The organism is Trebonia sp. (genome assembly GCF_030042015.1).
Lineage (GTDB): Bacteria > Actinomycetota > Actinomycetes > Streptosporangiales > Streptosporangiaceae > Trebonia.
Map to the genome: position 1 here is coordinate 1 of NZ_JASIAL010000060.1, position 3,037 is coordinate 3,037.

The 3,037-nt window shown below is 67.5% G+C and carries 3 protein-coding genes; 1 reads left to right on the top strand and 2 read right to left on the bottom strand.

What is annotated here, in order from left to right; all coding sequences use genetic code 11:
• Positions 1 to 238: 238 nt before the first annotated feature.
• The gene (locus Q1N79_RS02890; protein WP_300603927.1) at positions 239 to 1,546 is read right to left on the bottom strand and encodes a DUF4143 domain-containing protein; all 1,308 of its coding nucleotides are present in this window, start codon (positions 1,544 to 1,546) and stop codon (positions 239 to 241) included.
• 211 nt (positions 1,547 to 1,757) lie between these two features.
• Here Q1N79_RS02890 and Q1N79_RS02895 point away from each other — a divergent pair, with 211 nt between their 5' ends.
• Positions 1,758 to 2,321 (top strand): dihydrofolate reductase family protein, encoded by a 564-nt coding sequence (locus tag Q1N79_RS02895; protein WP_300603929.1) that lies wholly within the window; start codon positions 1,758 to 1,760, stop codon positions 2,319 to 2,321.
• Between the two features lie 75 nt (positions 2,322 to 2,396).
• Here Q1N79_RS02895 and Q1N79_RS02900 read toward each other — a convergent pair.
• Positions 2,397 to 3,037 (bottom strand): Stf0 family sulfotransferase (locus Q1N79_RS02900; protein WP_300603932.1); only part of this gene is annotated, 641 nt, incomplete at its 5' end.

The window sequence follows — 3,037 nt, forward strand, 5'->3', positions numbered from 1 at the left end:
GGGCGGGCCTGCGGCGGCCCGGCACGGCCTGCCGGAGTCTGTTCGTCAAGCGAGCGATTTAATTGCTAATCGCAAACTAAGCACCAGGCCAGCCGTGCTGGCAGGGCCAAAGGTCCGAGCCGGCCGGAGCCGGGGACAGGACAGGCGGCACCGGCCACTCTGCGGCGATGACAGGCGCGACCGACTCGGCGGCGGCATCGTTCGCGCGGGGCGCCATCGCGGCGGGGACATTTGGGGTTCAGGGGCCAAGCAGTGCGGCCGGGACGACGGCGATTCCGTCCGGCCGACGGTAGGCCGCGGGTCCCGTGGTGATGACTGCGGCGTCCAGGAGGCGGTCGCCGATTTCAGCCTCAAGCCACAGGAGGTGGCGCAGGTCTCGTTCTTCTGGTACCTGCGCGAGTTTCACCTCGATTGCCAGCACGTCACCGCCGCGCTCGACGATGAGGTCGATTTCGTGGTCACCCCGGTGCGTGCGCAAGTGACTAACCTGCGCCTCGGCTGCTTGTGCGTACGCCCGGACGGACTGGGTCACTAGCGACTCGAAGAGCGCGCCTAGGAGAGGACCCTCCCGGAACGGTTGCGGTCCCGGCGACCGCCCGCGGAGCAGTGCCGGCGCGTCGGCCTGCAGAAGCCGGGCCGCGAGCGCGGGATCTGCTAGGTGGTGCTTAGGCGCCGAAGCGAGATGGGCGAATCTGTTGGTCGTTGGCAGCCAGGCCGGAACGGGATCAAGGATGAAGAGCCGTTCCAGAACGTCCCGATAGACCTGGACGGTTGTCTTGGCGGGTTTTTCTCCCAAATCACCGGCTGCGGCATCGCGGATCTTCTCAAAGGAAGCGACCGAGGCTGTTGCGGCTGCGTAGGCCGCCATCCATCGCCTTAGCGCCTGCGGTCGCCGCACCGTTTGCCCGGCTTCCTCGAAGTCGCGGTCCACTATTCCAGACAGGTAGCCGTCAAGCTGCGCCCGTAGCAGTCGGCCGCCCAGCGATCGCAGTCCCGGCAGTCCCGACCGGAGAATTTCATCGACGTATGTGTCGAGCCTGACCTGGGTCCGGCCGTTAACCGCGGTCCGGTTTCCAGTCAGCAGACCGCGAAGGCTGACTGTCGCGGTATCGATGTCTCGTTCCGCCAGCGTCATCGGGCGAAGTCGCACGCGCACGATGCGGCCCGCGCCGGAATGGGTAGGCGGGTCCTTCGGCGATGCGGACCCGGTGAGAAGGAAGCTGTCGGCTGGGGCACCCGCGTCAACTGCCCGGCGGACTCTGTCGAAGGACTCAGGCAAACGCTGCCACTCGTCAATCAGCACGGGGGGTTCACCTTCGATCAGCAGCGCGGGATCCGCCCGGGCGATAATGCGTTGTGCTTCATCGTCGAGCCGGTACACGGTTTTGGCCCGCTGCAGGGCAGTGGCCGTCTTCCCGACCGCGCGCGGCCCTTCGATCGCGACGGCCGAGAGGCCACCGAGCAGCTCATCGAGCTCGTCATCGGCGATTCGGCGCCGGTAGGCGGCCGCCGAATCGCCGGTACGATCACCGCGGCCTTCTGGCATGCGATAACGCTACCATTCTGAAGCTTTATAAGCTACCATTTTGCGGCACTATGCGCTACCGTTAGGTAGCGATCTACACTACCGCTGCGAGTGCCGGGGCTTTGACCGCACGGGGTTGGCGGGGCACCGTCCCCCGGCGAAGACCCGGCCCAAGCCGGTGCCCGCTGTCCGGCGGTCGTACCGTCGAACCCGTTACCGAGGAGGACTTCTGATGCGCAGCGTGACCTACTCGATGGGCGTCTCACTTGACGGCTACATCGCCGGGCCGGACGGTGACATCGCTGCGCCGCCGCCCGACGAGGAGGTCTTCCGCTTCGTCATCGACGAGATACGACAGGTCGGCGTCCACCTGCTGGGACGAAGGCTGTACGAGACGATGCTGTACTGGGAGACCGCCGATCAGGATCGATCGCTCGACGACTCAGAGCTCGAGTGGGCCGCGATCTGGAAGGCGCTCCCGAAGGTAGTGTTCTCCACCACGCTGTCGGCGGTGCAGGGCAATGCCCGCCTGGCCTCCGGAGGCTTGGCAGAGGAGATCGAGCGGCTGCGAGCCGAGCCGGCGGAGGGCGACATCGCGATCGGCGGCGCGACTCTCGCCGCCGAGGCGGCCGCGCTTGGCCTGATCGACGAGTACCGGGCCAGGGTCTACCCGGTGCTGGTCGGCGGTGGCATTCCGTTCTTTGCCCAGCGCGAGCGCCGGGTGGATCTCGAACTCGCCGAGACCCGCACCTTCAGCTCGAAAGTCGTCTACCTCCGCTACCGCGTCATTCGCTAGCAGGCTCGTCCGCCCGGCCTAGCGAGAACGAGCCAGCCAGCGGCTTGACCTGAATCATCCGGGGTTGCCTGCGAGTCAGTGCTCCTGGCGGGACGCCTTATCCGCGAGGTAGGCGGTCACCCAGGCCTCGTTCAGGTCGTTGGATTGACGGCGCGTCTGGGGGGCCGGGATCTGGCCCTGGTACTCCGTGAGTCCAAGATGAGCCAGCACGCCCCGGATCGTCGGCCGGTAACCATCTGGGCTGCTCAGCTCCTCGTAGACGACCTGGCAGGGCGTCAGCCCGAGCTCGTCGTACAGCTGGCCCCAGCCGGGCTCGCTCTCGGCGATCAGGGCCTCCAGGGCGGCGATGAGCCGGTAGTCATAGCGCGGCGGGCCCGCAGGGGGCGGCCACGCAGGCTCCGGCCGGCCGACGGGGTCGACCCACATCCCGTCCTGGGCCATCCGCGCCCAGGAGACCGCCTGGCGGACCCGGTCGCGCCGCCTGACATCTACGACCCGCAAGCCAGGAAACGCCGTGCGGAGGATCGCGGCCCGGTCCAGGCCGGCGAAGCGGGGCAGCTCCGAAAACTTCGCCAGCGCCCATCGCAGGGTGTTCCAGTGGATCTTGGCGCCGAACACGCCGTTGGGAGTACTGCCCAGCCGGTACACAAGGGACAGGTAGCTCTCCCTGTCGCTCACGTCATGACCGGCAGCGAACGGCCCCTCCTCCCAGAACC